Annotated in this window: 23 protein-coding genes and 1 riboswitch; of the genes, 13 read left to right on the top strand and 10 right to left on the bottom strand. The window is 38.8% G+C overall.

Annotated features, from left to right (window positions below):
- Window positions 1-127 precede the first annotated feature (127 nt).
- Together trpB and F933_RS12105 are read right to left on the bottom strand one after the other, a co-directional pair.
- Window positions 128-1,372, bottom strand: a complete 1,245-nt coding sequence (trpB, locus tag F933_RS12110) for a tryptophan synthase subunit beta (protein WP_005055926.1) — start codon at window positions 1,370-1,372, stop codon at window positions 128-130.
- On the bottom strand, window positions 1,353-2,012 hold the full coding sequence (locus tag F933_RS12105) for a phosphoribosylanthranilate isomerase (protein ID WP_005061490.1): 660 nt from the start codon (window positions 2,010-2,012) through the stop codon (window positions 1,353-1,355). Before F933_RS12105 ends, trpB begins: the two co-directional genes overlap by 20 nt.
- 117 nt (window positions 2,013-2,129) lie before the next feature.
- Window positions 2,130-2,342: riboswitch (cobalamin riboswitch) on the top strand.
- A gap of 37 nt (window positions 2,343-2,379) precedes the next feature.
- On the opposite strand from F933_RS12105, the gene F933_RS12100 reads away from it, so the two are divergent.
- The 3 genes from F933_RS12100 (at window position 2,380) to F933_RS12090 (ending at window position 5,647) form a co-directional block, all read left to right on the top strand.
- Complete coding sequence (locus tag F933_RS12100) at window positions 2,380-4,224, top strand: TonB-dependent receptor plug domain-containing protein (RefSeq protein WP_005061489.1); 1,845 nt, start codon at window positions 2,380-2,382, stop codon at window positions 4,222-4,224.
- A gap of 95 nt (window positions 4,225-4,319) precedes the next feature.
- The gene (locus tag F933_RS12095) at window positions 4,320-4,907 is read left to right on the top strand and encodes a cob(I)yrinic acid a,c-diamide adenosyltransferase (protein ID WP_005061488.1); all 588 of its coding nucleotides are present in this window, start codon (window positions 4,320-4,322) and stop codon (window positions 4,905-4,907) included.
- A 20-nt stretch (window positions 4,908-4,927) separates the two neighbouring features.
- The gene (locus tag F933_RS12090; RefSeq protein ID WP_005061486.1) at window positions 4,928-5,647 is read left to right on the top strand and encodes a glycerophosphodiester phosphodiesterase; all 720 of its coding nucleotides are present in this window, start codon (window positions 4,928-4,930) and stop codon (window positions 5,645-5,647) included.
- A 38-nt stretch (window positions 5,648-5,685) separates the two neighbouring features.
- Here F933_RS12090 and F933_RS12085 read toward each other — a convergent pair whose 3' ends face one another.
- Entirely contained in the window at window positions 5,686-6,213 is a 528-nt protein-coding gene (locus tag F933_RS12085) for an META domain-containing protein (protein ID WP_005061485.1), read from the bottom strand.
- A 210-nt stretch (window positions 6,214-6,423) separates the two neighbouring features.
- Between F933_RS12085 and F933_RS12080 the strand changes: the two genes are divergently transcribed.
- From F933_RS12080 to F933_RS12065, 4 genes are all read left to right on the top strand, one after another.
- Complete coding sequence (locus F933_RS12080) at window positions 6,424-7,593, top strand: acyl-CoA desaturase (protein WP_005061483.1); 1,170 nt, start codon at window positions 6,424-6,426, stop codon at window positions 7,591-7,593.
- Window positions 7,594-7,716: 123 nt separating this feature from the next.
- Window positions 7,717-9,159, top strand: a complete 1,443-nt coding sequence (locus F933_RS12075; RefSeq protein ID WP_005061482.1) for a protein adenylyltransferase SelO — start codon at window positions 7,717-7,719, stop codon at window positions 9,157-9,159.
- A 67-nt stretch (window positions 9,160-9,226) separates the two neighbouring features.
- Window positions 9,227-9,808: a L,D-transpeptidase family protein gene (locus tag F933_RS12070; protein WP_005061481.1), complete on the top strand. Its 582-nt coding sequence runs from the start codon at window positions 9,227-9,229 to the stop codon at window positions 9,806-9,808.
- A gap of 235 nt (window positions 9,809-10,043) precedes the next feature.
- Window positions 10,044-11,120 (top strand): hypothetical protein, encoded by a 1,077-nt coding sequence (locus F933_RS12065; RefSeq protein ID WP_005061479.1) that lies wholly within the window; start codon window positions 10,044-10,046, stop codon window positions 11,118-11,120.
- Between the two features lie 51 nt (window positions 11,121-11,171).
- Here the strand turns inward: F933_RS12065 and F933_RS12060 are convergent, their stop codons facing one another.
- Together F933_RS12060 and baeS are read right to left on the bottom strand one after the other, a co-directional pair.
- Complete coding sequence (locus F933_RS12060) at window positions 11,172-11,855, bottom strand: response regulator (protein WP_005061478.1); 684 nt, start codon at window positions 11,853-11,855, stop codon at window positions 11,172-11,174.
- A gap of 45 nt (window positions 11,856-11,900) precedes the next feature.
- Window positions 11,901-13,571: a sensor histidine kinase efflux regulator BaeS gene (gene baeS, locus F933_RS12055; RefSeq protein WP_005061476.1), complete on the bottom strand. Its 1,671-nt coding sequence runs from the start codon at window positions 13,569-13,571 to the stop codon at window positions 11,901-11,903.
- A gap of 131 nt (window positions 13,572-13,702) precedes the next feature.
- On the opposite strand from baeS, the gene F933_RS12050 reads away from it, so the two are divergent.
- From F933_RS12050 to F933_RS12035, 4 genes are all read left to right on the top strand, one after another.
- Window positions 13,703-14,077 carry a hypothetical protein gene (locus F933_RS12050; protein WP_005061474.1) on the top strand — a complete coding sequence of 125 codons (375 nt, stop codon included), beginning with the start codon at window positions 13,703-13,705 and terminating at the stop codon, window positions 14,075-14,077.
- Window positions 14,078-14,550: 473 nt separating this feature from the next.
- On the top strand, window positions 14,551-16,353 hold the full coding sequence (locus tag F933_RS12045) for an acyl-CoA dehydrogenase C-terminal domain-containing protein (RefSeq protein WP_005061471.1): 1,803 nt from the start codon (window positions 14,551-14,553) through the stop codon (window positions 16,351-16,353).
- Window positions 16,354-16,513: 160 nt separating this feature from the next.
- Window positions 16,514-18,295 (top strand): acyl-CoA dehydrogenase C-terminal domain-containing protein, encoded by a 1,782-nt coding sequence (locus F933_RS12040; protein WP_005061469.1) that lies wholly within the window; start codon window positions 16,514-16,516, stop codon window positions 18,293-18,295.
- 220 nt (window positions 18,296-18,515) lie between these two features.
- Window positions 18,516-19,013, top strand: a complete 498-nt coding sequence (locus tag F933_RS12035; RefSeq protein ID WP_005061467.1) for a phosphate-starvation-inducible protein PsiE — start codon at window positions 18,516-18,518, stop codon at window positions 19,011-19,013.
- Between the two features lie 39 nt (window positions 19,014-19,052).
- Here F933_RS12035 and F933_RS12030 read toward each other — a convergent pair whose 3' ends face one another.
- Together F933_RS12030 and F933_RS12025 are read right to left on the bottom strand one after the other, a co-directional pair.
- Entirely contained in the window at window positions 19,053-19,421 is a 369-nt protein-coding gene (locus tag F933_RS12030) for an RcnB family protein (protein ID WP_005055944.1), read from the bottom strand.
- 152 nt (window positions 19,422-19,573) lie between these two features.
- A complete protein-coding gene (locus tag F933_RS12025; protein ID WP_005061465.1) occupies window positions 19,574-20,062 on the bottom strand; it encodes an RcnB family protein in 489 nt (162 codons plus the stop codon).
- Window positions 20,063-20,242: 180 nt separating this feature from the next.
- Between F933_RS12025 and F933_RS12020 the strand changes: the two genes are divergently transcribed.
- On the top strand, window positions 20,243-20,680 hold the full coding sequence (locus tag F933_RS12020) for a hypothetical protein (RefSeq protein ID WP_034711012.1): 438 nt from the start codon (window positions 20,243-20,245) through the stop codon (window positions 20,678-20,680).
- A gap of 83 nt (window positions 20,681-20,763) precedes the next feature.
- On the opposite strand, the gene F933_RS12015 is transcribed toward F933_RS12020, so the two are convergent.
- The 3 genes from F933_RS12015 to znuD all read right to left on the bottom strand — a co-directional run bounded on the left by F933_RS12015 (window position 20,764) and on the right by znuD (window position 25,241).
- A complete protein-coding gene (locus F933_RS12015; RefSeq protein WP_005061463.1) occupies window positions 20,764-21,573 on the bottom strand; it encodes a hypothetical protein in 810 nt (269 codons plus the stop codon).
- 23 nt (window positions 21,574-21,596) lie between these two features.
- Entirely contained in the window at window positions 21,597-23,060 is a 1,464-nt protein-coding gene (locus tag F933_RS12010) for a phospholipase D family protein (protein WP_155757858.1), read from the bottom strand.
- A gap of 78 nt (window positions 23,061-23,138) precedes the next feature.
- Complete coding sequence (gene znuD, locus F933_RS12005) at window positions 23,139-25,241, bottom strand: zinc piracy TonB-dependent receptor ZnuD (RefSeq protein WP_005061461.1); 2,103 nt, start codon at window positions 25,239-25,241, stop codon at window positions 23,139-23,141.
- A 137-nt stretch (window positions 25,242-25,378) separates the two neighbouring features.
- Here znuD and F933_RS12000 point away from each other — a divergent pair, with 137 nt between their 5' ends.
- Complete coding sequence (locus F933_RS12000) at window positions 25,379-26,143, top strand: DUF4184 family protein (protein WP_005061460.1); 765 nt, start codon at window positions 25,379-25,381, stop codon at window positions 26,141-26,143.
- The last annotated feature ends 52 nt before the right edge of the window (window positions 26,144-26,195 follow it).

Genomic DNA, 26,195 nt, shown 5'->3' with positions numbered 1-26,195 from the left:
CTGATTTTTATAAAACTTTGTCTGTTTTAAATTATGATTTCCATGTGCTTTTTGTAGAGTACGCTCATTTTCCAAACATAAAAAAGCCTCTATAAAAGAGGCTTTTTTATTAATGCAATAAGCTGAATTACATCTCAACCATTTCAACACCATCAATACGTGCAACCGTCATCAAGTCTTTATCACCACGACCTGAAACCGTTGCAATAATGATTTGATCTTTCGACATTGTCGGCGCCAGTTTAGTGACATATGCCATCGCATGTGAACTTTCAAGCGCAGGAATAATGCCTTCAATCTGAGTTAAATCACGGAAACCTTGTAAGGCTTCATCATCTTTGATCGGAACATATTCAACACGATGCATATCTTTCAAGAAACTATGCTCTGGACCAACACCTGGATAGTCTAAACCTGCTGAGATACTATGTGTTTCAATAATCTGACCTTGCTCATCCGACATGAGATAAGTACGGTTACCATGTAATACACCCACATGCCCTGCATTTAATGGCGCAGAGTGTTTACCTGTTTCAATACCATAACCTGCCGCTTCAACACCGTACATTTTCACATCTTGATCATTCAAGAATGGATAGAACAAGCCCATTGCATTTGAACCGCCCCCAACACAAGCCACTAATGCATCAGGCAAACGCCCTGCTTGCTCTTGGATTTGTTGACGTGCTTCACGACCAATGATTGATTGGAAATCACGAACGAGTTGTGGATATGGATGCGGTCCTGCAACTGTACCAATCACATAATAAGTTGTATCAACATTGGTGACCCAATCGCGCATCGCTTCGTTCATCGCATCTTTCAATGTTTTTGAACCGCTTTGCACAGGAACTACAGTAGCCCCAAGCAAACGCATACGATAGACATTCATCGCTTGACGTTTTACGTCTTCAGCACCCATGTACACCACACATTCCATACCTAAACGTGCAGCAATGGTTGCCGTTGCAACACCATGTTGCCCCGCGCCTGTTTCAGCGATGATACGCTTTTTACCTGACAGCTTAGCCAATAACGCTTGACCAATCGTGTTGTTAACCTTATGCGAACCTGTATGGTTCAAGTCTTCACGTTTCAGATAAATTTGCGCACCGCCGAGGTGCTGAGACCATCGTTCTGCATAATAAAGCGGACTTGGACGACCAACATAAAACGCAAGATCACGGTCAAACTCAGCCAAAAACTGGGCATCATTTTTCATACGACCATAAAGACTTTCTAAGTCTTCAAGTGCAGCCATAAGCGTTTCTGACACAAAACGCCCACCATGAATACCAAAATGCCCTTGAGCATCTGGAAACTGGGTGTAGTCAATCGCTTGATTTTGTTGACTAAGGTTTTGCTGATCCACGTTGGACTCCTTGCATAAATTTTTCAATGAGTTGTTGGTCTTTTATACCTTTTGCGGATTCTACGCCTCCGCTGACATCTACAGCAAATGCCGCTGTAGTATCAATAGCTTCACTCACATTTTCAGGGGTTAAGCCACCTGCCAAGATTAGTGGAATATCGAGTTTTGGAAATTTAGTCCAGTCGAAACAATAACCAGTTCCACCTTTTAAATCAGGATGCCACGCATCAAGTAGAACCGCACTGGCTCCCACAGCTTGATAGCGTTGAATTTCGGTCAAAATATCTAAATCAGGTTTAACTTGAATAGCCTTGTACCAACGACGTTTACATTGCACAGCAATCTGTTGGCATTGTTCAGGTGTTTCATCACCATGCAGTTGTAATACATCTAAAGGAACTGAATCAAGCACTGTTTGTATTTCTTCTGCGCTTGCATTTACAAATAAACCGACCAATTGAACATAAGCGGGTACTGAGCTTGCCAAGATTTGCGCTTGTTCAATACTGACATGACGTGGGCTTGGAGGAAAGAATACAAATCCAATCGCATCTGCACCTGCTTGTACAACAGCCTCAACATCTTGAGTTCGAGTAATTCCACAAATTTTGGCACGAGTTCGCAATTGTGTTTGGCGCATTTGATGTCCAATTTGAAATGAATATTTGTAACGCTCATATTGTAAAGCAATTTTGCAGACTTTGGGCAAAGTTCATATCCAAATGCAATTGTTTAAAAAATGTTAACACATTATACTTCGCCTATTCTCGCAACAAGTCTAAAGCAAATTCTTTTGCTTATAGGGAAGTTGGTGCAAATCCAACACTGCCCTCGCAACGGTAACACCGAATTATTAATCTTAGCTAAACGCCAAATCACTGCATCTGAATGATGTGGGAAGATGATTAATAGCATCACCATTGTGATGATATAGTGAAGTCCGGAGACCTGCTTGTTGTTCATTTCCACATTAACATTCACGACGGGTGAGTGTATGGAGCGACGTCATGTCTACTATTTTTCAACCGACACGTTTAGTTGGTGCTATCGCTATTGCGATGGGGTTTTCTTCAACTTCTTTTGCTCAAGATCAATCAAACGATAAAACAGCAACGTTAGATACAATTGTTGTAACGGCATCGCGTTCAGAAGAAAAGTTAAAGAATGTTCCTGTACGTCTAACTGTGATTGATCAAAAGACTATCGAACAAAACCCTTTATTAAATATCTCTGATATCATTCAACGTGATCCATCGGTATATATAAAACAAAGCGGTGGCTTAGGACAAATTTCTGAGATTTCACTTCGCGGTGCTAAATCGGTTCACACTTTAGTTCTTAAAGATGGTGCTCGCCTAAATAGTCAAAATGAACTTGCCCCACTCTACCCTGCATTTTTAGATACAACTAATGTTCAACAAGTTGAAATCTTAAAAGGACCTGCATCTGTACAATATGGTAGTGATGCCATTGGTGGTGTTGTCCAATTAATTTCAAAAAAACCTGAAAAAACAGGTGCCGATTTAACTGGCATTTATGGGGAAAATAATACTTATAAAACAATTGCCAATGCCAATTTAGTGACTGATCAAGGCTTTTATGCACAAATCGGTGGTCAACGCTTAGAAAGTGATGGTACGCGTATCTTTGAAAGCCAAGCTAAAAATGAAAAAGCCAGTTATGACCAAAAAGGCTACCATGCCAAAGTTGGTTACTATCAAGAAAATACCATTGATGCTTCCGCTTCGATTAGTGAAAACAAGGGAACCAGTATTTTCAGTAATGACTATATTACCAATACAGCGCCACGCCTATTTGAAAATCGTGTCATTAATGCGAAGGTTGCCTTCAATATTTTACCTGACTTAATCTTAAACGCACGTTATTCAAATGCGCAAGACAAGCAAAATGTACCTTCTTACGGTTCGCGCTATGATACTGAAAATAACGAAGGAGATTTAAACTTAAAGTGGAAATTCACACCAAATCAAAACATTTTAGTTGGTGCAACATATACGGATGCCAATTATAAAACAAACACGATTCTAAAAGGTGATCAGAGTGTAGATAGCACAGGCTATTACCTACAACACCAATTTAAAAATGAACAATTTGATACGCAAGCAGGTATACGTCTAGAAGACAATGAACGTTTTGGCGATCACACAGTTGGACAAGCTGCAATTCGTTATCATTTCCTGCAAAATGCAAGTGTTTACGCAAATATTGGTAGTGCATTCCGCGCACCAACACTAAATGAACTCTATTCACAATGGGGGGGCAATCAAAACCTTGCTCCAGAAGAAAGCACCTCTTATGAAATCGGTTCTGATTACGATATCACACCGAGTATCAGCACCAATCTTTCTGTTTATCATACAAAGATTAAAAATCTCATTACAAATAATGCTGGTACAAATAAAAATATAGCGAAAGCAAATTTCACAGGTGGCGAGGCTAGCATCAAATGGCATCAAGATGATTTATTTGTATCAACGCAATATGCTTATGTGAAAACGGAAAATAAAGCGACTGAACTAGAAATTGCTTATCGTCCACGTCAGACCTTAACGGTAAGTACAGGATTAGAAAATGCAACTTATGGCATCAGTGCATCAATAATCGCACGTGCTAAATCCTATGCAGACACAGCAAATACGACCCGAGTACCTGGCTATGCAACCGTAGATTTAAATGCTTATTGGAATATCAATCCAAATGTAAAAGTATTTACTAACATTCAAAACGTAGGTGATGTTGAGTATCGTGAGGTATTAAATACTTACCCTTCGAATGATTGGTACATTAATACTGGTCGCCAAGCTTCAGCGGGTGTCACATTCCGTTACTAATCGCGTAATCGAGACAATAAAAATATTTTCTTAACTCCAATTTCGGGGTAATGTTCTGACCGACATTATCCCCTTTTTATTTGTAGGACAGCTTCATGGGACATCGTTTAAGTAAAATCTATACACGTACAGGTGATTCAGGCACAACAGGTCTTGGGGATGGTTCACGTGTCGCTAAAGATGACTTACGAATTAATGCATTAGGTGATGTGGATGAACTCAATGCCACGATTGGCGTATTAAGAGCACAAATCAGCGCATCTCAAATTGAAAATAAAGCTGACTGGGATAAAAGTCTAAGCTTAATTCAACATTGGTTATTTGATTTAGGCGGTGAGGTTTGTATTCCAAACTATCATTTACTCCAGCCAATTTGTATCGAATTTCTCGAAAAAGAAATTGATCATATGAATGAATCTTTACCCATGCTCAAAGAGTTTATTTTACCATCAGGTAGCCTAGCATGTAGTTATGCACATCAAGCGCGTGCAGTGTGTCGTCGTGCTGAACGTGCATTATTATCAGTGCATAATCGCGATCAAAATATTCAAACTACTGCTTTACAACTATTAAACCGCTTGTCTGATTGGTTATTTGTCGCTTCGCGTGCTTTACAACGTGCCGAAGGTGGAAACGAAGTGCTTTGGCAAAAAAACATTAATGATAGTATTGATCAAGCATAATTATTTTAAGGTAAATCAAAATGCGAATTATTGGTCATCGTGGTGCACGAGGCGAAGCACCTGAAAATACTTTAGGTGGTTTTCGTTATCTGCACAATTTAGGTATACGTGCGGTTGAATTTGATGTACGCCAACTTAAAGATGACCAATTGGTCGTGATCCATGATGATGATTTTGTTCGCACCGCTGGTCGCTCACAGCAGGTAGAAAAATGTAATTTATTGGAAGCTCAACAATTTGATCATCGCCATCAGTGGCAGGCGTGGGCATTTGAAGAGTATACCCCTAGCCTACCGCATGTTTTGGAATGTCTCACAGACTTTGAACATATAGAAGTTGAGATTAAAGCTGTTACAGATGAAGCTGCGGCTGAGCGTTTAATTATTCAATTACATAAAGATTTAAAAGGTTTTGAAAAAACCGCGCTAATTACCAGTTTTGACATTAAGATTTTAGCTGCATTACAGCAATACCAAAGCCATTTTAAACGTGGCTTATTGATTGAAATCCCGATTGGCGAATATGCCATAGAACTTGCCCATCAATATAACTGCTGTCAAATTGGCTGGAAAGATCAATTAGCAACTGATGAAATCATCAAACTAACTCAGCAAGCAAATTTGAATATCAGTGTTTGGACGGTGAATGAAGTTGAACGTGCCAAGCATCTTCAACAATTGGGCATTCAAGGTTTGATTACCGATGTTCCGACCAATATGTTAAATAATTTGAGTTTGTGATTCAGGCGAAATCGACTGAGATTTCGCCTTTAAAGTGATTATTTTTTACGTTGTGCTTGAATTAAACGCTGTCCTTTTGCATCGAGTAAATATAAATTTGTACCATCAAATTGAAACCGTTCAACGCGTTGCAATGAATCCATAAGATCTGCTTCTTGTGCGAGTGCTTTATTACAACTGAAATGTCCCGCCATTACATCTAAATCAAGTTTGCGCTGTGTGAAATCATATTTATATCGACCATAAATATTATTGCAACCCGTATGACCAGAAACACTTGTAGCAACGGAGTGCAACGTGAAGCTTGGATATTGATTAAAGAATAAAGCACGTTTGTTTTGTATCATGGTAATTTGCCAATCGACATCCTGTACACCATCTGTACTTTTACGTATTTGCATTGGAGGTACTTGATTCACCCGCTTTGGTTGTAATGTTTTTTTCTGTACAGTTGTGGGTTGACTTTGACACGCTGTGAGTGCGACAAGTATAGGAAATATTAATGTTTTGTGAAAAAATGTCCTGAAAGAAAAAATAGGATTTTTCACGATAATTTGCTCAGACATTGATTTATTTCACCTTTTAACGAATTGACCAATTTAATAAACGAATCTTGTTACTGTTCTTTCGATACAACTGTAGAATAATGCTAGTGCTAATTTATATGAGCATGCTAATATCGAGATAAAATAGCAATATATCGTCATGATTGGTTTTGCTATCTCGTTTAGTTTTATTATCTTGTGCAAACAAGATTATTAGGAGCGCTGACGGATATGAATTCCGCCCCACTCAAGAAAGCACCCATTAATTGGATTGCAATTTTTGCATTGGTTTTTTTACCAATCATTGCGCTAATTACGATTCCAATCTATAGCTACCATCATGACTTCAGTATGGGCGCATGGATTAGCATGTTCGTCTTACTGGCTGTAAGCAGTTTAGGTATTACCGCTGGCTATCATCGTTTATGGGCACATCGTGCTTATGAAGCAGCTCTACCACTTAAAATCTTACTGATGATTGCTGGTACATTTGCAGTTCAAAACAGTATTTTGTTTTGGGCTTCTGGTCATCGTACACATCACCGCCACGTCGATGATGTCGATCAAGATCCTTATTCTATCAATAATGGCTTTTGGTATGCACATATGGGTTGGATGTTACGTAACTACCCTGCGGCTGAACCAAACTATAAAAATGCACCTGACTTGTTGAATGACAAGCTCGTGATGTTCCAACATAAATATTATCTTCCACTGGTGATTGGCGTACATGCAGGTCTTCTGTTACCAATCGGTTGGCTTGTGGGCGATGTTTGGGGCGTACTATTGCTTGGTGGTTTGGTTCGTTTATTTATTAGCCATCATGTAACCTTTTTCATTAACTCACTTTGTCATATGTGGGGCAAACGTCCATATACTGATGAAAATACAGCGCGTGATAATTTTGTTTTAGCAATCCTCACTTGGGGTGAGGGTTATCATAACTACCACCATATTTTCCAATACGACTATCGTAATGGCGTGAAATGGTGGCAATATGACCCAACAAAATGGTTGATTTGGACAAGTTCTAAACTTGGTTTAGCAAAAAACTTACGTCGCATTCCGAGCTTTAATATCCAAAAAGCTGAACTTGCAATGAAGTTCAAATATGCTGAACAAGACCTTGCGATTTATGGTCATGATGTAAATACAGATATTGCGCAGATGAAACAACGTATCGCGCAAGAATATGAAGCGTTTACACATACTTTAAATGATTGGGCGAAATTGAAAGAACAAGAGTTACAAGCAAAGAAAGCAGCAATGGCTGAAAAGATTCACCAAATGGATCATAAGCTTAAAGTTGATTTCCAGTTACTTGAACATCGTCTGGCTCATCATCGTGAATGTTTAGAAACATTGGTTCGAAATATCAAAAAAGCACCAGTTTCAGAGTAATCAATTTACTCAATTAAAATGGTCTCTCGATGAGGCCATTTTTTATGCCTATGAGAATCTCTTTAGTGCCTATCTCAAATTTGTTATAGTCCTTAGCTACCCTCTAAGTCCGATAATGAGCTTATGCATTTTAATCCACGCTATTCTTCACTTAATCCAAAGCTTTATCATCAACAACAACCAAGTCCTTTACGTGGTGCTAAAGCTGGTCATTTTAATGAAAATTTAGCGGATGAATTACAGTGGAGCGAACAAGATAAAGCGAACTGGGTTGAAATTTGTAGCGGACAAAAAACTTTCACCGACTTCCCACCTTTAGCTATGGTTTACGCAGGTCATCAGTTTGGACAATGGGCAGGACAATTGGGTGATGGTCGTGGTTTATTAATCGGACAAATACTCAATAAGCATGGCGAAACGATCGATTTACACTTGAAAGGTGCTGGTTCGACCCCCTACTCGCGTATGGGTGATGGTCGTGCCGTACTTCGCTCAGTCATTCGAGAATATTTAGCAGGACATGCACTAAATGCTTTAGGTGTCGCTTCAAGCCATGCAGTCGGTTTTACCACCTCAACGCAGGGTGTACAACGTGAAACCTTAGAACTCGGTGCAATGTTGTTGCGCACTTCAGAGTGTCATATTCGTTTCGGTCATTTTGAGTGGATTAATCAATATGCCCCTGAGCTTTTAGCAGAGTTCACGCAGAAATGTATCGAATGGCATTATCCAGAATGTCTAGAAGCGGAACATCCTATTCTCGCGTTTGTTGAAAAAGTAATTGAGCGTACTGCGATGATGATTGCCAAATGGCAATTAGTCGGTTTTGCTCATGGTGTAATGAATACTGATAACCTCAATATCACAGGTTCAACCTTAGATTTTGGTCCATACGGTTTTATGGAGCGTTTCCGTCCAAATTGGATCAATAACCATTCGGACTACCAAGGTCGCTATACATATCAAAACCAACCAAGCATTGGTCATTGGAATCTGTGGACATGGTTGAATAATTTAATTGCTCTAGCAACACCTGAGCATAAAGAACAATTTAAACAAGATTTAGCAAAATGTTTGGAAAAATTTGAACCCATTTTTTTAGAACACTATGGGCAAGGCCTGTGTGAAAAGATGGGACTTCCACATTTTCATAAGGATAGTCTCGATTGTAGTTTTGCTTTCTTGAGAATCTTGCAAACAGAACAACTCGACTATACGCAAAGTTTTATCCGCTTACAGAACAAGCAATATAAAACACTGCGTGATGATTGCTTGGATATACGACAATTCGATAGCTTTCTTCAACAGTATCAATCGATTCGTGAACATCAGAATACTGAAGAGTTAGATCAAAATATGCGAAAAGCAAATCCTCACTATATTCTGCGTAATCATATGGCGCAGAAAGCAATTGAGCTTGCTGAGCGTGGTGATTTTAGTGAGGTTGATCGTTTATTTAAATTACTTAATCGGCCCTATACACAACAATTAGATTTAGAAGTTGAGCAAGACACTGCCCCATTACCAAGTGATGTTCCTGAAATTTCTGTTAGTTGTTCATCTTAAATATGACTAGGTTGAATTTTTTGTAATGCGATCGCAGCTCAAGCGAACTTTCATCAGAAGATAAATTATGAAGCTAGGACTTGCTGTTGGATTTGCACTGCTGATTGTTTTGGTTGGCTTAGCTTTTTATAAATTTGAAAAGTTCTTACCATCGTCCACAGAATCCCATAAACCGCTTTCAATCGCAGATATACAACGGCTCAATCAAACCAAACCCGTCACATCCATTGATGTGTATAAAAGCCAAAGAGTTTTACAACTCAAACATCATGATGCGTTGATCAGAAGCTACCCAATTCGTTTGGGTTTTGATCCTATAGGACATAAACAGTTTGAGGGTGATGGTAAAACACCTGAAGGTAGCTACACTATTGATTGGCGCAATCCTCAAAGTGCTTACTATAAATCTTTGCATATCTCCTACCCGAATACAAAAGATAATGCTTATGCTGAACAGCATCAGAAATCTGCAGGCGGTGATGTCATGATTCACGGAACAGTGCCTAAACGTGCAACATCATTTGCAGCAAGTGCAAACTATATGCCTCGTAAGGACTGGACTTTGGGTTGTATCGCTGTAACTAATGCAGATATGGATGAAATTTGGTCATTAGTACCCAACAATACAAAGATCAATATTTATCCATAATTCTTTAAAATTATCCACATTTTCTGTGGATAATACTGTGGTTATCCACAGGATAAAAGAATAAGTCTCTATATCGGCATACGAATACTTTTTAATGACACGTAAGCGATTCACATGCTACCAAATGACTGACGCATTATTTATCAGATTCATAAGTTATGCTTTTCAAATATTCAAAAATCTAAACGAAAAAAATATGAGAAAATAAACTCAATCTGATCGGGGGGATTTAGAGATGTCTCAAAAAAATTTAATCACAACAATTTTAATTTGTATGCTGTCATGTTTTCATTTCGCACATGCCACGCCCATGTCTGATCAAGATACTCAAGTGATTTCTCGATCAGCTCTCGGGGTTTGGATGTTGAAACAGGATTTAAATCAACCCAAATACAACTGCGCGATTCAATTTATATCGGCAAAAGATACCCAAACCAGTTTTTCTATTTTTGGTGCAACAAAACAGTCTTCACATGCAACGATTTTATTTCAGGCTAAAAGTATTCCTACAACACTTGCTCTAGCAGAAATGCAGATCCAACTTAGACAACAAAATTTAGCACCGACCGCATTAAAAGCCCAACTTTTGCCAAGTTCAAACGTAGGCATGCTCGCAGTGAATACAGGAGATATTCAACAAACGCTTAAATCCATGCGTGATCAAGAAAAAGATATGCAGTTAAAATTGAATGATGCCACTATTTACACGCTGAACTATGAAGGTCTTGCTCAAGCACGCACAGCGATGCAAGATTGTCTCGCTGGTAAAGTAGTTAAGATCAAATCATTAAAACAAGCAACCGCAGAAATTCGTCCAGTCGGTCATTCAACCATTGCGGGTCAAGCATTCTATAAAGGTGCTGTACTTGCAAAGAAACAATATCCACCAAAAGACAGTCAAGCAGTGGGTTTGATCTGGATGACAGACGAATTTAAAACATGGTACGAACAAGTCAAACGTAATCAGAAAATTCCTACGCACATACCTGAATCGATTCTCAAGCATTTCATGTCGACACGTATTTTAGATAATCAAGGTCGTTTCAAATTCACAAACTTGCCTGCTGGCGACTACATACTGATTGCAAACTTTTCATATGATAAAAATGTCAGCCATACCGAAGTCGTTGGACGAACTGATGTCTATGCAGGAAATCAATATATTGGTTCAAATGATCAAATTGCACGCTGGAATTATATTGTGAAAGAAGGAGCTTCTTTCGAGAAACCTGTCAAAATATTGAAAGATGGCGACACAATAAATGTAAGTTTAGATAAATCACAAATTATGTGCTTTTTGGTCTGTTTTTAAATTTCACTAGGCTTGCCTTATCAAGGTCATAAGGCAAGCGCTTATATTAATTTATTCTGGATATTCAAAACGATAGCCAACACCATAAACAGCCTGAATCCACTCATGTCGATTACCTGTTTCAGCAGCTTCAGTAATTTTACGACGTAGATTTTTAATATGGCTATCGATGACACGGTCTGCCACATCAAAACTATCTGGATTAATATGATCCAACAACTGTGCGCGTGAATAGACTTGACCTAAATGTTCTAAGAATAATTCTAATAAACGGAACTCTGTTGGCGTTAAAGTCAACGCTTTTTGTTGATACCAAATTCGTTGTTGAGCTTTATCAATACGGAATAAATCATTTTGCTCTGGTTCAGCCTTACGCTCTAAACGGCGTAACACCGCTTGCACACGAGCAACCAATTCTTTCGGGCTAAATGGCTTACAGATATAGTCATCTGCACCCATATTTAATCCTAAAACACGATCAATTTCTTCTGTTCTCGCAGTCACCATGATAATCGGTAAATCAGACTGTTCACGCACTTTACGGCAAATGGTTAAGCCATCCATACGCGGTACCATAAGATCCAAAATCATCAAATTTGGTTTGCGCTGCTGAAACTGAGCATAAGCATCTTGACCATCATGAAACATGCTCACTTCAAAACCAGCAGCTTCCAAATAATCACGAACCAACTGTGCCAGTTCAACTTCATCTTCAACCAACATAATGTGTTTCATGGTTTTCATCCTATCCATCATCCTCAACATCAGAGGATCTAAAAGTTATTTAATTGATTTTGGAAAAGTCAGTACACAACGTAATCCACCTAATGGTGAATGTTCAAATGTGAGTGAGCCACCTAATGCTTGGGCCAATTTACATGACAGCGCTAAACCTAAACCTGTACCACCTGTACTCCTTGTACGAGAATCATCAACACGATAAAAACGTTCGCCTAAGCGTGCCAGTTGCTCGTCATTTAAACCAAACGGACTGTCATCCACATACAATATCCATTGTTGCTCATTTTGTTGAGTATGAATCTGTATCTTTCCACCTTGCTCTGTATATCGAACGCAATTACCTAATAAATTGACAATAATTTGTTTAAAGCGATCGCGATCTAAAGACAAAATCAAACCTTCGCCTGAAAGTAAAACTTCGAGTTGGTTTTGTTCAAAGGTCGACTTAAAGTTCTCTACTTCCTGTAACACCACTTCCCATGGATTGACCTCAGCAAAATAACATTTCAGTTGTTGAGCGTCAGCTTGTGCTAAATCCGCCAAATCTTGAGTCAACTTTTTCAAACTTGCCACTTGTCGCATCATGGCACTTAAATGTTCTGGCGTGGCTTTACGAATGCCATCTTGCATCGCCTCAATCTGAGCTTGTAAAACCGCTAAAGGGGTTTTTAGTTCATGTGACGTGTCCGCAACCCATTGCCGACGAGATTCTTCATGTTGATGTAAAATATCAGACAAATTATTGATTTGGTTTGATAAATCACCCAACTCATCATTCCGTCTAATTTTTACTTGATGTTGATAGTTTCCGCGAGTTAATTCTAAAGTGGCATTAAGCAAACGTTGAATTGGCTTTTTAAAATAGGTCGCCATTAATAATGCAGCAACTAAACTAGATAATACAGTGAGCACATAAACCAAAAATAGATAACGCTTTTGATTACTAAAGAAGTTAATACTTGATGCATCATCCTGATCTAAAACAGGTTTCAAACCTAAATAACCAACCACTTTTTCCCCGACAACAATCGGACGAAATGAAAGTTGATCGCTCGCAGGCTCACCTACAATAAATTGCTGTTTGTCATCATACAAAGACAATCGAGAACTCAATCCTAAACGATCTGGAATGGAGACAAATTGTTTTTTCACATGGTTCTGATTATTGTTCGAACTAACCGCTTGCTTCGAGTCATTCGCTTCTTTTTTTAAGCGAAATTGACTTGGACTTAACGGAAAACGCAAACCTTCAAAGGGTTGATATTCTGAGGGTAAATTCAGTTTTAATATTTTTAACTCTTCATCATTAAAGATTTGGCGATTTTTAATTTCAGTATTATTTTGCGCTAAGGTTGGAGATAGACTGAGTAGCGTGTGATCATTAAAGTAACGTTGCTGCAAAGCAATATCATATTGGCGGCGTAACCACCACTGAGAAAGTCGATCATAGTCGTCTGGTGCAGCAGTACCTTCAATTTGTAAAATCTGCGCCTGAATCGCATTGCCCCAATCGTGATAAACCGTATAGACATTACCTAAGTTAGCAATCAGTCGATCCAACTTTTGCATTTCAACATCAGCAACATAACGTGCAAAGTTCTTTTGCATAGTCCAATGTAAAATACCTAAGCTAATCGTTGCGATGAGCAAAGTCGTCAATAAAACAGTTAAAAACAAGCGTAAGGCTAAGGGCACGCGACGAACATTCAAATGCAGAATCTCAATAGTGTTCTATTTATGGATTGTAACCAACATGGTCGAAAAAAACTCTCCATTGTTTCTTCATCTTTATTATCTAATCTTTAATGATCAAATCTCAACTGATCACGCTGGATAAAACAATGAATAAGACCAAAATTGTACTCATGACGACTCTGCTTGGTTCTGCTTTAGGTTTGGCGGCCTGCCAATCAACATCACCTACAGACCGAGCAATGAAACACGATCATCATCGCCATAATATGCAACGCGCTCCGCTGACACCAGAACAACGTGCCGAATGGCAAGCAAAACGTGAACAACGTTTAGAACAACGCGATCAAATGCGCCAACAACATCAAGCTCAAAAAGTTCAAATTGAAAAAGCCTGTCAAGGTAAACGTATTGGCGAAAAAGTGAATGTTCAATGGAACAATCACATCATTGAGGGAACTTGCGACGTTCGTTTTACCCCAGATAAATCTCAGTTCAAGCGTCAAGCCAATTCAACAAGCTAAACCTCCCTTCCTCATGGCGCTTTAAGCGCCTTTTTTTAACTTTTAAAATTGTTATTTCACTGCGATTTAAATTGATGAAATAAAACTTATACGTTGAATTATTTGATTAAAATGCTTGTTTAAATGCAATCAACACCCTGATTTTTAATTTTATTACAGTCTTAACGGTATTAAACGACTCAGAAGAATTCATTTCTTTTTTTATCCAAATTTAGACTAAATCAGCCATTACACAGCTGCTTACGATTTTCAATCAGCAAAATGAGAAAAAATCTTAAAAACCACATACAATCTAAGCGCTTATACAGGCAACACGACAATCTTTGACTTCACAGTCACTAAGAAATGACCTGTAATAGCTTGTACCGAACTATAACTTGTTGCACGATTAGCAGTACAAAATGGTGTCATTGGGCACATTTATCATTGACTAAGATTATAACTCTGGTTTAACCAGTATTGAGGAACCCGCTATGCCACAATACAAAGCACCCTTACGTGATATGCAGTTCGTATTGCACGAATTATTAAACGCTGAAGCACATTACGCGAAACTTCCTGCATTTCAAGACACAGTAAGCCGTGAATTGGTTGATCAATATCTAGAAGCAGCGGCTGATTTTTGTGAGAATGAACTTTCTCCAATTAATCAAACAGGCGACCGTGAAGGTTGTACTTGGAATGATGGTGTTGTTACTACACCTACAGGCTTTAAAGAAGCGTATCAAAAATATATCGAATTAGGCTTCCCTTCTCTTTCTGCTGATGAAGAGTTTGGCGGTCAAGCATTACCAAACTCATTAGGGATTACGATCTCTGAAATGGTTGGTACAGCAAACTGGTCTTGGGGTATGTACCCAGGTCTTTCTCATGGTGCTGTTCGTACAATTGAACACCACGGTTCTGATGAGCAAAAAGCGACTTATATGCCAAACCTTGTATCAGGTGTTTGGACTGGTACCATGTGCTTAACAGAATCTCATGCTGGTTCAGACTTAGGTATTATTCGTACTAAAGCAGAACCAAATGATGATGGTAGCTATGCAATTTCTGGCGAGAAAATCTTTATCTCTGCTGGTGAACATGACATGGCTGACAACATCGTTCACATCGTTCTTGCACGTTTACCAGGTGCGCCTAAAGGCACTAAAGGTATTTCTCTCTTCATCGTACCTAAGTTCCTTGTAAATGAAGATGGTTCAGTTGGCGAGCGCAATGCAGTACGTTGTGGTTCGATCGAACACAAAATGGGTATCCATGGTAACGCAACTTGCGTGATCAACTTTGATAAAGCAAAAGGTTACTTGATTGGGCCAGAAAACCGCGGTCTAAACTGCATGTTCACATTCATGAACACTGCACGTATTGGCACGGCAGTTCAAGGTCTTGCTGCATCTGAAGGTTCTTTCCAAGGTGCTTTAGCATATGCGAAAGATCGTTTAGCGATGCGTTCACTTTCAGGTCCTAAAGCGCCTGAAAAAGAAGCAGATCCAATTATTGTTCACCCTGCTGTTCGTAACATGCTTTTAACCCAAAAAGCATTTGCTGAAGGTGGTCGTGCACTGGTTTACTTATTGGCTCAGTATGCAGACATCGTTGAAAAAGGCGAAACTGAAGAAGAGCGTAAGTTTGCTGATAACATCTTGTCTTTGTTAACTCCAATTGCTAAAGCATTCTTAACTGAAACTGGTTCTGAATCTGCGAAGCATGGTGTGCAAGTATTTGGTGGTCACGGCTTTATTTCTGAGCACGGTATGGAGCAAATCGTACGTGATACACGTATTGCTTGCTTATACGAAGGTACTACTGAGATTCAAGCGCTTGACTTATTAGGTCGTAAAGTATTGCAAACTCAAGGTGCAATGCTTAAAGATTTCACTAAGATCATCCATAAATTTGTTGAAGCAAACAAAGACAATGCTGCGATGCAAGAATTCCTTGCACCATTGGCTGCTGCAAACAAAGAATGGGGCGATATCACCATGCAAATCGGTATGCGTGCAATGCAAAATCCTGATGAAGTGGGTGCAGCTGCGGTTGACTACTTATACTTCTCTGGTTATGTAACGCTTGCTTACTTATGGGCGCGTATGGCACTTGTTGCTCAAGAGAAATTGGCTGAAGGTTCAACAGAAGTTGACTTCTACAATGCAAAAGTGACCACTGCTCGCTTCTACTTCAAGAAGATCTTGCCACGTGTTCGCTCACATGTAGATGTTCTTTCAACTGGCGTAGCGCCATTGTTTGAACTTGATGCGGAACACTTCGCGTTCTAATCATAGATTAGAATGAGATGCAACGTTCATCACAAAAAAAGGACTGGTCAGTTTTGACCGTCCTTTTTTTGTTTAATCAATGCTAAATTTACCTTATTCATTTATTTGTTCGTTTTATTTGATCACTTTGCACATGACCTGTGCGTAGAAGGGAACGATTATGCCAATTTACAATGCTCCTTTAGCAGACATGAAATTCATCTTAAATGATGTATTTAAAGCAGAACAATTTTGGCAGTCTAATGAGAAACTTGCTCATGTAGATGCCGCAACCGCTGAAGCAATTTTAGAAGAAATGGCTAAATTTGCCCAAAACGTCACTCACCCACTTAACCGTACAGGTGATGAAGAAGGCGCACGTTGGGAAAATGGCGAAGTTTTCACACCAGCTGGTTTTAAAGAAGCTTTCCGTCAATACGCTGAAGGTGGTTGGATCGGCCTAGGTGCAGATGAAGAATGGGGCGGTCAGGCAATGCCTAAGATGCTGACTGTACTCTCTGATGAAATGTTATTCGCAACGAATCCTTCGTTCATGCTCTACCCGCTTCTTTCTGTGGGTGCAGGTATGGCTTTAAACAGCTATGCTTCACAAGAGCAAAAAGAAACTTATTTACCTAAAATCTACTCTGGCGAATGGTCAGGCACCATGTGCTTAACTGAGCCACATGCAGGTACAGATTTAGGGATTATTAAAACTAAAGCTGAACCAAATGAAGATGGTACCTACAATATTACAGGTACTAAAATCTTCATCACTGGCGGTGATAACGATCTAGCTGAAAACATCATTCACCTTGTACTTGCGAAAACTCCAAATGCACCTGCGGGTTCACGTGGTATTTCGTTATTCATCGTACCTAAGTTCCTGTTAAATGAAGATGGTTCATTAGGTGAGCGCAACCCTGTTGGCCCTGGTTCTATCGAACATAAAATGGGGATCAAAGCCTCTGCAACATGTGTGATGAACTTTGACGGTGCGAAAGGCTACCTCGTTGGTAAAGAAAACGAAGGTTTGGCTGCGATGTTCGTGATGATGAACTATGAACGTTTGTCGATGGGTATCCAAGGTCTTGGTGCTTCTGAATTTGCTTATCAAAATGCAGCACAATACGCGACTGACCGTTTGCAAGGTCGTAGCGCTGCTGGTGTTCAATCTCCAAACAAACCTGCTGATAGCATTTTAGTGCATGGTGATGTACGTCGCATGTTGCTCAACGTACGTGCCAATAACGAAGCATCACGTGCATTCGCAGTCTATGTTGGCCAACAGCTCGACATCACTAAATTCTCAACTGATGCTGAAGCTGTTAAAAAAGCCAATGACCGCGTTGCTCTATTAACGCCAATTGCAAAAGCATATCTCACTGATACTGCCTTCCAAGCAACCTTAGATGCACAAATGGTATTTGGTGGTCACGGTTATATTCGTGAATGGGGTATGGAACAATGTATTCGTGATCTTCGTATTGCTCAGATTTACGAAGGTACAAACGGCGTTCAATCTCAAGATTTAATTGGTCGTAAAACGATTAAATGTGGTGGTGCTTTCATCGCAGAGTACATCACTGAAATCCGTGATTTTGCCAATGCATTAGATACTGATTTAAACTTCATTAAAGATGCAACTCTAGACGCTGCAACTGAAATTGAAGCAATCACTCAATTCATCATTGAGCAAGCTGCTGAAAATGTAGACTTCCCGAATGCGGCTGCAGTAGATTACTTACATGCAGTTGGTTTACTCAGCTTCGCATATATGTTTGCTAAAATCTCAGCTGCGGCAAAAGATAAGTCTGGTGATTTCTATCAAAACAAACTTGCTTTAGCACAATACTTCGTCGATCGCATCTTACCTGAAATCGACTCTCGTTTAGCAAAAATCAAAGCGGGTTCTGACTTGATCATGAACTTCAGCGAAGATTACTTCACAAACCAAGCTTAATGCTTTAAGCAGAAAAAAGCGTCTGAATATTCAGACGCTTTTTTATTTCAATGATTCAGAACTTTAATATTTAGCTGACTTTATATAAAAACAATACCGATTGTAAATAATCTAAATTTCAAAACATTTATCCTTTCATTTAGATTCCATAAGTTTCACTACGTTTTGTGCACGAAATTTGCTGTATATTCTCGACATCCCCAAAGATTATTCCATCCATATGTCCAATTCAAAACAGAAACTTGAAAACTTACAGCGTCTTTTCGATCGCTTCGGTCACTATGCCGTTGAAGCATTCCATTATTTGGCATTGTTTATTATTGGCTGTATGGTCGCATGGTCAGCAGTACATACAGTTATTGATATTTTAACAGTTAAGCAATATGCAACCATTGACGACATTTTATTGCTCTTTATTTATCTTGAGCTAGGTGCAATGGTTGGAATTTATTTTAAAACCAATCATATGCCTGTGCGTTTTTTGATTTATGTCGCAATAACAGCACTGACTCGACTTTTAATTGCAGACATCCAACATAACCATAAAGCATCTATGGATTTGGTGATTATCACAGGTTCTATTTTAATTTTAGCTTTCGCCATTCTCATCGTACGTTTTGCTTCATGGAATTATCCATCTGTCATTCGAGGCAAAGAGCAAGAACAACAAGTTCCAGTAAATAAAACACCTCGACCACAAGATGACGAACTCGCATAAAAAAAAGCAGGCTTTGTGCCTGCTTTTTTATTGATTGATTTATCCAACTCGATAAATTCTGTACTTAGAATCGACCAATACATATTTGCCTTGTACTTGCATCCAATTGTAACCGCGTGGTGGTTGATATAAACGATGATAGCGATAATTAGATACGACATAGCGATTACTACGGAATTCTGATGGTAATCGCTCACCACGTTTGAAATTGATACGCTGACCATAATGATGACCTCGATCATCCTTAGACCATCGAGGTTGTTCACGATGATCATGACGTTTGTCATAACGTTGTTCATAGCGATCTTTATAATCGTGGTGATTATTCCAACGATTAGAATCTGCCATAGCTGAAGCTGATATGCCAAGCATAAGAGATGATACGAGCAATACAACTGTCTTTTTCATTGTTTAATCCTTTGTTTCGATCTGAGTTCAGATTAAGAGAAACTCAAGGAGAAACCATGAATAAAACACACGACATTGCAAAGCTTTGTAATGAAATCCAAGAAATTATGAAGATTCATTTCCTGTTAAATTTTTATAAACCTAATTTAAAATCAGCGGATAATCTCAATTCGGAAATTATCATCAGTCACTAAAAAATAACGTCCATCAATCATCACCCAGTGCCGACCTCTTGGTGGTTCTCGCAATGAATAAGAATTCCAATCCTGAATCACATAACGTTCACTGCGAAACTCATTCGGCAACTCATTCCCTACCACAAACGATTCTCTACGATAACCATGCTCGTATTGAGTCTCAGGATAATATTCAATACGCACGCCAGGACGATGATTTGGATAGTGAGAATAATTATTTTGATTCGGTTGATAATAATAACCTTTTGGGGGCGCAGTCGGTGTGTATCGCTGATTTGAGAATGCAAAAGGATCTTGTGCTGGTTGTTGATAAGTAGGTGCTTGCTGGTAAGGTCTACGTTCAACCGAACTGTATCCACCCCATGCATTATCAGCAAATGTGCTCACAGGGAGATAACTCAGTACGCCCATCAAGCCGTATAAATATATTTTTGATTGCTTCATCATGATCTCCCTAAAAATCTGACTATCTTTATATTTTAGAATAAATAATAAACAGGACTGTTGTAATAATATTTTTTCAGATTAGCCGTTCTATTCAATAGATAAACAGCATGCAGCTATATACATAGATAGATATGTTAAAATCAGTTTTTTGATTTTGAGGCAATATCTGTGGCTGAAATGAATTTTGATCGTCTCTATCAATTTTTTTGTAAAGTTCCAAGTGTGCAAGAATCACTGATTGTGGCACATGGTACAGATGGTCAACATGCATGGTGGTTTAAATTCAATATTAATGTTGAGCATCCACTCGCATGGCAAACAGTTCAAGAGCTTGGACATGTACTCAATTATTTATCGACCAATGAGCGTTTACCGACGCAGTTTTTCCCTGTTTCCCCCCCACCCTACATGAATGGGGAAGCAAAAGATTTTCTCGGTTGGGTCATTCAATGCAACCATGCTGAATTTAATCCAGATGTCGTCTGTGATTGGTTAGAAGCACGCTTGCCAAATCCAGTGGATGATGAAAGTCAGTGGAAAATTAAAACCGATCTGAGTGAACTTGAAACATTAACAGATAAAGATTTAGATCAATTGGTGCCACCAAGCCCTTAATTCTTTACTGATTATGTATTGCTTTCAACAAGCGGAATGCCAAATAAACTTCTGAATTCTGCTTGTTGAGCTCTGGTTCTAAATCAAGATAAGTCGTAACCTAAATATTCTTGTGGTGATTCAGAATAAGGTAAAATCAAATAATTATTTTTTAAAATAAGCTTTTTTAATGCCATTTGATGAGCAGAATCTAGAGGATAGATCACAGACAAGTCTTGCATTAAATCTTCAATTTTTTCAGCCCGAAACGCTTCTGTTTTTACCCAACCTAACAACGCAGCACCCAACCCCATAAACTCATAACCATAGTGTTGCATGCGTTGAATAATGGCAAAATTTTCAAAAGGATCAAAATCACAAGTAAAATAACCATTCGGCATCATGGCTATTTTAAGTGATTCAGTCTCAATTTCAGCAACTTTAATCACAATCTCCGTATCCATAGACGGAGCAAAATCTTGATTCAAATATATTAAAGCCTGTAAATCATCCTCATCATAATGCTGCATTTTTTTAGACAGCTCTTCTATCACACATTGATTTTCTATACGGCGAAGCTGTTGAATATAATGCTGCAATTGCTTTGGCATACAAACATTCTGGTAAGTTTGCTCCCATTTAGGATCATTCACATCGATATCTTTAAGATCATCACTATAATCAATATATAGCCGCTCATCTCCAACCGCATGCATGGAAGTATATTCAGCTTGCGATCGATCATCTAAAACCAAAAAGACTTTCTTTGCTTTAACGTCTTTTTTTATAGAAAAATAGCACTCTAAAAGCTCATTCCAATTCTGAATATCTACAATGTCCGCGTAATGTACTAACTGATGAGCAACTAAACTAAGTTGCTCATCTTGTTTGATATTCAGTTTAATTTTCGCCATTCAATAGAATCCTAATTACTGAATTAAAAAGTCGATAAACCTGACCATTCCATAAAACGATACAGCCAATATTTGGCTTTGGATTCATCTGCATATTGCTTGTAATCAACCGTCATTTGGCGACCGTTTGCATTAGTCCATGAGGAGTTAAAATAAGTTGTTGCATCTTGAAACACAGGTGCTTGAACGGAACCAATGACACGCATATCCGTTTCAAGATTATAATTTTTCAAATTTCGTGCAGTAAAGTTTGCTGAACCAAGCATCAGCTCCGCTTGTTGAGCATTATATTTCAATAGCATTTTACTGTGGCACTGTTCGCCACGCGTATTACACCAACGAATAGGAATACCAGCAGCATTCAATTCTGATGCAACTTGTCGGTTTGGAATGCCATTTTTTTGACGACCAAACGCGTCTTTGTTTGGATCAAGCATGATACGGACATTTACACCACGTTGTTTTGCTTGTTTTAATGCTTCAATAATATTGCGTTCAGATAAATAGAACATTGTCATATCCAAATGTTCATTCACTTTGGCATTTTGAATGATTTTTAAGGTTGCATCATAAATCGCTTTTTCTGTCAAAACCTGAACCTGTGGCAAGCTTTTGTCTTCTGTATGTCCACCCATAATCACAAATGGACTTGAACCATGAGACATATTTGCTACCGCTTGTTCTGTTTGCAGAACATCAATTGCTGTTGGGCCATCAACCACTAATGCAACATTACTATGATGCGAGCTACCATCATGAGGATTGGCTGAAGTCACCAAACTTTTCCAGCCTTCAGCAGTATCGACCACCAAGGTTTTACGATGATTGGCTTTAAAATTGAGCAGTTCTAAATAACTACGTAAGGTAACTTTATCCTTTCCAAAAGGATTGCTTAACCAACCTCCTTCAGAATTATTGCCTAAATTTTGACAGCAGATATACCAAAAGCCCGACCATAATGGATTGGATGCTCGTAAAGGTCTTAAATCAGTTTCAATAACGTCCACACCGGCTTGGCGAAGCTGACGATAATGTTTAGGCATGACCCCACCATAAACTGAATTGATTGGATCAGTAATAACGACCACTTGAATAGCAGGATTAAGTGTACGCTTCAGAATGAGTGCATCCGTCAGTTGTTGCATCAGTGGAAACTGCTTAACTTTGGATTCACCTACTTCCTGATTAAATAAGAACATATCTAGCACAATGGTGGTTTGTGCCTCATCAATTAGCTTAAACATCTCATTGAAAATATGTTGGTCAACTTGTTGTTGATCTTTTGCATCGATATAGGTTTGATCTGCTAGGAATTTCACATTGGCATGCCGAAGCTGACCCGTAAAATCCAGCCCTTTCGGAAGTGGTTTTACAGTATGGTAAATTGCAGAAGCAATGTACCCAATCGCAAAAATACTCAATATGACTGCCATGTAACGTCGACCTGACCAGTTTAATTTTTGATGAATTCTTTGGAAGATACGCATATAACAGAAAAAGCCCTAGCCTAATGGTCTAAGGCTAGGGCTTATACTTATATTTTTCAATAAGATTTAGGTGACAAATTAGAAACTAAAATTCACACCAACTGTAAAGCTACGTCCAACTTGTGGAATGGTAGATAAGAATGAAGCATGTTGGTAAACCTGATCATCCAGCAAATTATTTGCATTTAAGAATACGCGATAGTCAGTCGCTTTACTGTACTTACCAGAATACGCCACACCAAGATTCAACATATTATAGCTTTGGGTATCAGTTTCATAAGCAGCGATCTTATCTTGCTTAAATACATGATAGTACTCAGCCGAACCGCTGAAACCATCACCAAAATCAGCATTTACTTTTGTTCCTAAACGTCCTGCTGGTACGCGAGGTGCATTTTCATTGTCGATCTTACCGCGGACATAATCACCAAACACACCAAGTTTATAGATTGGTGAAATTTGATAACCTATCTCAGCTTCAGCTCCATAGAATTTTGCTTTATCCTGAGCATATTGTACTAAACGGAAATTCTCGTAACGATCTAGAGTTTGCGCATAGATGTAGTCATCAAACCAGTTGTGATAAACATGGAAATGGTAGTCGAATTTATCATCGTCATAGTGCAAACCAAGTTCGACATTATTGGACTGTTCTTTCTTCAATTGATCATTACCCAACTCATAGGTATTGGTCGCAAAATGTCCACCATTGGCATACAACTCTTGCGCTAAAGGTAAACGCTCTTGGTGCGAAGTGACCAATGAAAGTTTGTAATTAGGCGCAAACTCCCAGTTGGCAGCACCCGAAATAGAAAAAGCTGAACCGTCAAAATCTTTTTTAGTCGAATCTTCAATATCAATCTTTTGTTGATCTATACGAGCCGCTAACTCGACATGAACATCATTAAATTGAGCATGCTCAAGAGCAAAAATACTCCACTTCTTCGTGGTATTTGGTGCTAAAAAGGCTTCTTCACCTGTAAGTTCTAATTTTTGCTGACCATATTGTGTACCAATGACCCCTTCCCAAGGACCCAGCGGATTATGGACTAACTCTAAACGACCGTCATAGCCCTTGTTTTTAAAGCGTGTTGCGATAGTATCTTCTTCAATTTCATCATGTTGATAATCAGTATAGCTTGCTTGCGCACGTAGTTTTTTAAAGCCTGCAAATGGATCATTCAACTCTGTACGCACATCATAACGTTCAGATTTCAAATCAATCCAAGGACCTGCTTCATGTGCATGGTCATGATCGTGGTCGTGGTCGTGGTCGTGGTCGTGGTCGTGATCTTCTTCGTGGTCACCATGATCATGTCCATGGTCATCCTCGCCACAATGTAAATGAGGTTTACCAGAGAGATGCGCTTTGCAGCTTTCGTACTCATGACTATGTCCAGGTAAACCGTATTTATCTTGGCGATTGCTATAAGAGATACCTGTAAAACCACGGTCATAAATCCATGACAAACCAACGTTTACGGTTTGTCCTTCAGCAAAAGTATTGCCGACACGGCGTTCTTTCTCGCCTTCGTGAAAATAATCTGGCGCGATATAATCATTTGCTTCACGTTTTAAACCTTCTACACGCAATGCAACTTGATCACCTAAGCCAACCGTCACACCCGCGCTAGCAAGCTTTTCATCGCTGCCCGTGTTGTAACGTAAACCGACATTACCTTCATAGCCTTTTTCTGGCATTTCAGTTGGAAGCTTGCTGTCATTGACATTGACTAAACCACCAACAGTACCTGCGCCGAACAATAAAGTAGATGGTCCACGAATGACTTCAATTTGTTTTGCCAAGGCTGGATCAACCGTCACTGCATGGTCAGGTGATAAAGTCGAAACATCAATGTTCTCAGAAGAGTTCTGTAAAACTTTTACGCGTGCGCCATCTTGCCCACGAATTACTGGTCGACTTGAACCTGCGCCAAACTGATTAGAATAAATCCCAACTTCTTGGTTTAATGCTTCACCGATGGTAACAGCACCTTGTTGTAATTGTTTTTGATTCACCACTGTATCTGCAACAGCAAAGTCTTTAGACGTTTGCTCAAGCGGATGGGCTTTAATTCTAATTGTCTCTAAGGTTTCAACTTTCTCATTTTCTGCTGCAAATGAGGATACAGATGCGACTGCTAATATAGATAGAGTCAATATATTTTTAGGAAATGACATGCCGTGTCTCGGAATCAGCTTACAAAATTATTGTTATATTATAACATTTCATTTATTTTGCAATAAAAAACAGTACAAGAAAATTCATTTGTTAAACTGCATATCCACGATTCGAATTGAGTTCGTTAGCCAAAGCTATGCCATTTACGCTGTCACATGCTGTTCTCGCACCACCATTATCAAAATTGAGTAAAGGTCATTTGCCTATAGCTGCATTGGCAATCGGTTGTATGACCCCTGATCTGTATCGTTTATTTACACAACAGAGCATTGACTTGACGCATCAATGGTCTGGGATTTTATTTCCAAATCTGCCAATTGGCTTATGCTTTTGCTTATTGTGGTATCTCATCTATCGCCCCGTGATCTATCGTTTTTTAGGTATACGTCACGCAATGAACATTAAATCATTTGATAATTTTATCGCATTTAGTCTAATGAGTTGTGTTGCAGTGATTATTGGTACAGCAACGCATTTGATTTGGGATGGTTTAACCCATCTCGACTTTCGTACTTTTGCATTTAAAAGTTTGCTTGCACAACAGATTTCTTTGTTTGGAATTGACTATCCCCTACATTTTATATTGCAAATCGCTTCATCAATTATCGCTTTGCCTTTTATCTTTTATATGTGTAAAAGCTATTACCATCAGTATAAACAACCAAAAGCTGTTCCTATAAAAATTAAACTATTTATTATCATAAGTTTAGTCATTTCAACAATTTTTGGACTATTTTCTGTTTGGGACTACAGTCGTCATATTCACGCTGATCTTTGGCACACCGAACGATATTTTTTTATCGGTAAATCGATCAATGAATTCAGCCAAGCAGCTTTAATTTTATTTACAGCATCTTGTTTAATACTATTATGCTTAGATCGAAATGCTCGCCTAGAATAGTTTTATTTAAAAGCGTATGTTTAAAATCCGCTTGAAAAGATTAAGACTTGAG

It is taken from the genome of Acinetobacter beijerinckii CIP 110307, assembly GCF_000369005.1.
Lineage (GTDB): Bacteria > Pseudomonadota > Gammaproteobacteria > Pseudomonadales > Moraxellaceae > Acinetobacter > Acinetobacter beijerinckii.
Note: the sequence above shows the minus strand (reverse complement) of the source record. Positions and strands in the feature narration are given on the sequence as shown.

Excerpts from the sequence above, each read along its gene's own strand:
- F933_RS12105 (WP_005061490.1), bottom strand. The coding sequence starts at position 2,012 with ATGCGCCAAACACAATTGCGAACTCGTGCCAAAATTTGTGGAATTACT.
- F933_RS12100 (WP_005061489.1), top strand. The coding sequence starts at position 2,380 with ATGTCTACTATTTTTCAACCGACACGTTTAGTTGGTGCTATCGCTATT.
- F933_RS12095 (WP_005061488.1), top strand. The coding sequence starts at position 4,320 with ATGGGACATCGTTTAAGTAAAATCTATACACGTACAGGTGATTCAGGC.
- F933_RS12090 (WP_005061486.1), top strand. The coding sequence starts at position 4,928 with ATGCGAATTATTGGTCATCGTGGTGCACGAGGCGAAGCACCTGAAAAT.
- F933_RS12085 (WP_005061485.1), bottom strand. The coding sequence starts at position 6,213 with ATGTCTGAGCAAATTATCGTGAAAAATCCTATTTTTTCTTTCAGGACA.
- F933_RS12080 (WP_005061483.1), top strand. The coding sequence starts at position 6,424 with ATGAATTCCGCCCCACTCAAGAAAGCACCCATTAATTGGATTGCAATT.
- F933_RS12075 (WP_005061482.1), top strand. The coding sequence starts at position 7,717 with ATGCATTTTAATCCACGCTATTCTTCACTTAATCCAAAGCTTTATCAT.
- F933_RS12070 (WP_005061481.1), top strand. The coding sequence starts at position 9,227 with ATGAAGCTAGGACTTGCTGTTGGATTTGCACTGCTGATTGTTTTGGTT.
- F933_RS12065 (WP_005061479.1), top strand. The coding sequence starts at position 10,044 with ATGTCTCAAAAAAATTTAATCACAACAATTTTAATTTGTATGCTGTCA.
- F933_RS12060 (WP_005061478.1), bottom strand. The coding sequence starts at position 11,855 with ATGAAACACATTATGTTGGTTGAAGATGAAGTTGAACTGGCACAGTTG.
- F933_RS12050 (WP_005061474.1), top strand. The coding sequence starts at position 13,703 with ATGAATAAGACCAAAATTGTACTCATGACGACTCTGCTTGGTTCTGCT.
- F933_RS12045 (WP_005061471.1), top strand. The coding sequence starts at position 14,551 with ATGCCACAATACAAAGCACCCTTACGTGATATGCAGTTCGTATTGCAC.
- F933_RS12040 (WP_005061469.1), top strand. The coding sequence starts at position 16,514 with ATGCCAATTTACAATGCTCCTTTAGCAGACATGAAATTCATCTTAAAT.
- F933_RS12035 (WP_005061467.1), top strand. The coding sequence starts at position 18,516 with ATGTCCAATTCAAAACAGAAACTTGAAAACTTACAGCGTCTTTTCGAT.
- F933_RS12030 (WP_005055944.1), bottom strand. The coding sequence starts at position 19,421 with ATGAAAAAGACAGTTGTATTGCTCGTATCATCTCTTATGCTTGGCATA.
- F933_RS12025 (WP_005061465.1), bottom strand. The coding sequence starts at position 20,062 with ATGAAGCAATCAAAAATATATTTATACGGCTTGATGGGCGTACTGAGT.
- F933_RS12020 (WP_034711012.1), top strand. The coding sequence starts at position 20,243 with ATGAATTTTGATCGTCTCTATCAATTTTTTTGTAAAGTTCCAAGTGTG.
- F933_RS12015 (WP_005061463.1), bottom strand. The coding sequence starts at position 21,573 with ATGGCGAAAATTAAACTGAATATCAAACAAGATGAGCAACTTAGTTTA.
- F933_RS12010 (WP_155757858.1), bottom strand. The coding sequence starts at position 23,060 with ATGCGTATCTTCCAAAGAATTCATCAAAAATTAAACTGGTCAGGTCGA.
- znuD (WP_005061461.1), bottom strand. The coding sequence starts at position 25,241 with ATGTCATTTCCTAAAAATATATTGACTCTATCTATATTAGCAGTCGCA.
- F933_RS12000 (WP_005061460.1), top strand. The coding sequence starts at position 25,379 with ATGCCATTTACGCTGTCACATGCTGTTCTCGCACCACCATTATCAAAA.